This is a genomic window from Henriciella sp., from assembly GCF_049649345.1.
Taxonomy (GTDB): domain Bacteria; phylum Pseudomonadota; class Alphaproteobacteria; order Caulobacterales; family Hyphomonadaceae; genus Henriciella.
In genome coordinates, this window is the sequence record NZ_JBARZC010000530.1 from 1 (window position 1) to 5,058 (window position 5,058).

The 5,058-nt window shown below is 62.4% G+C and carries 3 protein-coding genes and 1 pseudogene; 3 read left to right on the top strand and 1 reads right to left on the bottom strand.

Features of this window, described 5'->3' with window-relative positions; all coding sequences use genetic code 11:
- The coding region (locus WA989_RS14590; protein ID WP_424341212.1) for a response regulator at window positions 1–290 on the top strand (290 nt) is incomplete at its 5' end.
- A complete protein-coding gene (locus WA989_RS14595; protein ID WP_424341213.1) occupies window positions 287–1,750 on the top strand; it encodes an AmpG family muropeptide MFS transporter in 1,464 nt (487 codons plus the stop codon). The genes WA989_RS14590 and WA989_RS14595, both read left to right, overlap by 4 nt.
- On the opposite strand, the gene WA989_RS14600 is transcribed toward WA989_RS14595, so the two are convergent.
- Complete coding sequence (locus WA989_RS14600; protein ID WP_424341214.1) at window positions 1,747–4,029, bottom strand: NADP-dependent malic enzyme; 2,283 nt, start codon at window positions 4,027–4,029, stop codon at window positions 1,747–1,749. The genes WA989_RS14595 and WA989_RS14600 overlap by 4 nt on opposite strands.
- Window positions 4,030–4,162: 133 nt before the next feature.
- On the opposite strand from WA989_RS14600, the pseudogene WA989_RS14605 reads away from it, so the two are divergent.
- A pseudogene (locus WA989_RS14605) lies at window positions 4,163–5,058 on the top strand (DNA mismatch repair protein MutS); the annotation flags it as partial.

Here is a 5,058-nt window from a genome sequence, read left to right on the forward strand (position 1 = left end):
GTGTCGCCTCGACGGGCCGCGAAGCGGTCGATACCGCAACGCGGCTGAAGCCTGTCCTCATCCTTATGGATCTGCGCATGCCGATCATGGATGGATATGAGGCGATGAAGAGCTTGAGGAGCGCCGGACACACCATGCCGATCATAGCCATATCCGCAGAGATCAATCCTGACATCGAACGCCGCGCCCGCGCTGCCGGGGCTGATGGCGTCGCCGCCAAGCCGCTCGACGCCGAAGCGCTCCGCCGCCTCGCCACAGACTGGACCAGCCGCAAATCAGGCGCAGCATGAGCGGCGCAGACAGCGCAGCAGAAGACCGGCGCAAGGAAACGCTGAAGTCCTCCTTCAAATCCTACCTGAAGCCGACCATGGCTTTCATGCTGGTGCTCGGCTTCGCGTCCGGCCTGCCGCTGATGATGGTGTTTTCGAAGCTGTCATTCTGGCTGCGGGAATCGGGTATCGACCGCGCATCCATTGGCGGTCTTTATGCCGTTTCCTTTGCTTATTCCCTGAAATTCCTGTGGGCCCCCGTGGTCGACAGGATCCAGCTGCCCGGCCTCAGGCACCTCCTCGGCCAGAGGCGCAGCTGGATGGTCCTGGCCATTTGCGGAACAGCGCTTGGCCTGTTCCTGATCAGTTCGACAGACCCGGCCGTCGCGCTCGGCCCTGTCGTCGTCGGTGCGCTGGTCCTGGCGTTTTCAGGGGCCACACTCGACATTGCCGTGGATGCCTGGCGCATCGAGTCCGCGCCCAATGACGAGCAGGCCAATATGGCGGCGGTCTATAATCTCGGTTACCGCTTCGCCATCATGTTTGCGGGCTTCGGCATGGTGATTGCCGGGTCTACCAGCTGGCATTTCGCCTATGCGCTGATGGCCGTCGTCATGCTGACGATCGGCGCCATCATCATCTTCTTCGTGTCAGAGCCGGAACGCACCGAGCGCCTGAAGGACGAGACCAAATCCTTTGCTGGCAAGGTGAAGGACGCTGTCGTCGAGCCTTTCTGGCAGCTGGTCCGCAAGTTCGGCATCTGGGTCATTCCCGTTGCCGGCATCGTCACGCTCTACCGGATCAGCGATTTCACGATGGGTGTCATGGCAAGCCCGTTCTATGTCGACCTTGGCTATTCGCGCGAAACCGTTGGCTGGATCCAGGGCATTCTCGGGCCGTGGCCGATCATTGTGGGCGGGTTTGTCGGCGGCTTTGTCGCTGTGCGCTACAGCCTCATGCCAGCCTTGATCGCGGGCGGCGTGATTACATTGCTGACGAATGGCGCGTTCGCTGCCCTCGCCCTGCTGGCCGGGCCGGACCTTGATGTCGTGGCGAATGCTGTGTCTGCAGGCGTAGCTCCGCCGGAAGGCGCTGTCGTGAATACGCCCAGCGTGTGGGCGCTGATGGGTGTGATTGTCGCGGACAATCTGGCCGCAGGCTATGTCGGGTCAGTCTTTATCGCCTATATGTCGTCGCTCGCCGACCGGAAGTTTGCGGCGACCCAGTATGCGCTCCTCAGCTCGGCCTATTCCTTTTTCTGCAAGCTTGCAGCGACGACGACGTCGGGGCCGCTGTCGGAGACGATCGGCTGGGCCGGCTTCTTCACCGTGACAGCGCTCTACACCCTGCCGCCGATTGCCCTCATCCTGTTCGTGATGCGGTACGGACCGGAAAACGCCAAAGGCGTGAGGCTCTTCGAGGACGAGGCCGGGGCAGACGAGGTGCCGGCACCGGAAGGCCCCGTGCCGGCAAAGTCCTAGGCCTTGTTGTGCACCAGCTTGTCGATGTCGAAGGCGGCGAAGGTGGCAAGGTTCACGATATCCGACACGGTCGCGCCGAGCGAGGCGATCTGGATCGGCTTTTCAAAGCCGAGCAGGATCGGCCCGATCACGGTCGCGCGGCTCATTGAGGTGAGCAGCTTGGTCGCGATCGCGGCAGAGTGGATGGCCGGCATGACCAGCACATTGGCCGCGTCGGACAGGCGCGAGAACGGATAAAGCAGCTTGTGGCCGGGATTCATCGCCACATCGACGCCGACATCGCCTTCATATTCGAAATCGATATCATCGCGCGCATCGAGCATGGCGACCGCTTCGCGAACTTTCTCGGCCCGCTCGCCCATCGGATTGCCGAAGGTCGAATAGGACACGAAAGCGACGCGCGGGATAAAGCCGAGGCTTCTGACTGAATCGGCCGCCTCACAGGCGATGCCGACCAGATCCTCAGCGACAGGCAGCTCTGTAATCGAGGTGTCGGCGATGAAGATCGTCTTGCCCTGATTGATCACCATGGACATGCCGATGACCTGCTTGCCCGGGATCGGGTCGAGCACGGCCTGCACGTCTTTCAGGGCGACATCGTAATTGCGGGTCACGCCCGTGATCATGCCGTCCGCATCGCCGAATTTCAGCATGCAGGAGCCGAACACGTTGCGGTCCTGATTGACGAGGCGCTGGGCATCGCGGCGCAGGAAGCCCTGCCGTTTCAGCCGGTCATAGAGATAATCGGTATATTCCGGGTTCCGGTCAGACAGGCGCGCATTGATGATGTCGAGCGAGCCTTCCGGCACACCCATCTGCTGCATGCTGCGGGTGACCTGATCTTCGCGGCCGATCAGGATTGGCTGGCCAAGGCCCTGGTTCTTGAACGTATAGGCCGCGCGCACGACGGACGGCTCCTCGCCCTCTGCAAACACGATGCGCGGCTGCTTCTCGCGGACATAGGCCTGCACGCCCTGGATGAAGGAGGCGGTCGGATCGAGACGGCGCGCCAGGCTGCGGCGATACTCGTCCATATCCTTGATCGGCTTGCGCGCGACGCCGGTATCCATTGCGGCCTGGGCAACAAAAGGCGGCACGAAGCTGATCAGGCGCGGGTCGAACGGCGTCGGGATAATATAGTCCTTGCCGAATTGCGGACGCGAGCCGTGATAGGCTGCGGCAACCTCGTCCGGCACGTCCTCGCGGGCAAGCTCGGCAAGCGCCCGGGCAGCGGCGACCTTCATCTCTTCATTGATACCGCGCGCACGCACATCGAGCGCCCCGCGGAAGATGTAGGGAAAGCCGAGAACGTTATTGACCTGGTTGGGATAGTCCGATCGGCCCGTCGCAATGATCGCATCATCGCGCACCGATTTGATGTCTTCCGGCGTGATCTCGGGGTCCGGATTGGCCATGGCGAAGATGATCGGATTGGGCGCCATGCTGGCGACCATTTCCTTGGTGATCGCGCCGGCCACGGACAGGCCGAGCACAACGTCGGCGCCTTCCATGGCTTCTGCCAGCGTGCGCTTGTCGGTTGCGACCGCATAGGCAGACTTGAACTGGTCCATCTTATTGGTGCGGCCTTCATAGACGACGCCCGTGGAGTCGCACATCAGGATATTCTCGGCCTGCACGCCGAGATGGCGGATCAGACCGGCGCAGGAGAGGCCCGCAGCCCCGGCCCCCGACACGGCCACCTTGATGTCTTTCAGTTCCCGCCCGGTAATGTGGCAGGCATTGATGATGCCGGCCGCCGCGATGATCGCCGTGCCGTGCTGGTCATCATGGAAGACCGGAACGTCGAGATCCTCACGCAGCCGGCTTTCGATGATGAAGCATTCAGGCGAGCCGATGTCTTCCAGATTGATGCCGCCCCAGGTCTCGCCAATATTGCGCACCGTCGTGATGAATTCTTCTGTATCGGTCGTCTGCACCTCGACATCGATCGAGTCGACGTCGGCAAAGCGTTTGAAGAGGACTGACTTGCCCTCCATCACTGGCTTGGAGGCCATCGCGCCGAGATCGCCGAGGCCGAGAATGGCCGTCCCGTTGGAGATCACCGCGACCATATTGCCCTTGGAGGTATACTCATAGGCGAGATCCGGGTCTTCTGCGATAGCTTTTACAGGAACCGCGACACCCGGACTGTAGGCGAGCGACAGGTCCCGCTGGGTCGCCATCGGCTTGGTGGGTGCGATGGAAAGTTTGCCGGGACGCGGCTGGCTGTGGAAGTCGAGCGCTTCCTTGTCGGTGAATGTTGGACGCTTTGACGTCATGACTGCGGGCCTTCTAAACGCTTATGGTTCTGTGCGCTCGTGTCTAAGCTGGTCCGTAAACCCCGACAACCCGGCAAGACGTGCGAATTTCGATTGCGCAAGACGTGCCCGAATCCGCTACAAGAGGTGCGCAATGCCTGACACCCAGTCCGCTCCGAGCGCCGCAAAGGCCCCGACGCCTTTCATGGCGCAGTATCTCGACATCAAGTCGAAGCATGAAGGCGCGCTCCTCTTTTTCCGCATGGGCGACTTTTACGAGCTGTTTTTCGAGGATGCTGTGCGCGCCTCTGAAATCCTCGATATTACGCTCACGGCGCGCGGCGAGCATGAGGGCAAGCCGATCCCGATGGCAGGCGTGCCCTATCACGCCGCAGAAGCCTATCTCGCCCGGCTGATCAAATCCGGCGAACGCGTCGCCGTCTGCGAACAGACAGAAAGCCCGGCCGAAGCGAAAAAGCGCGGCTCCAAGGCGATCGTGAACCGCGACGTGGTGCGCATCGTCACGCCCGGCACGATTACCGAAGACACCATATTGCCGGCCCGCCAGTCCCAGGCGCTTGTCGCCATCGGTTTTGCCTCCGGCGGGGCGGATGCGGCAATCGCCGCCTGCGACGTCTCGACCGGTGCGTTCGAAATCCGCGCGGTCGCACCCGAAGCGCTGGGCGATCATCTCTCGGCTCTGCCCATGCGCGAGCTGCTCGTCACTGAAGAGGACGAAGCTCGCCCGCTGGTGCGGCTTGCGCTGTCGGCTTTCCGCACGCCGCTGACGCGCCGGCCCAAACAGGCAGCCTCGCCCAAGGCGGGTGAAGCCGCGCTCAAAGCGACCTACAAGGTCGCAGCCCTCGATGCGTTCGGCGAGTTTTCGCGGGCAGAGCTGTCGGCAGCTGGCCTGTTGCTCGACTATCTCAGCCTCACCCAGGCCGGCGCCGAGATCCGGCTGGACCCGCCGCAGCGCAGCGAGACAGGCGCAGGGCTCGCCATCGATCCGGCAACCCGCGCCAGCCTCGAGATCGACACAGCCATCAATGG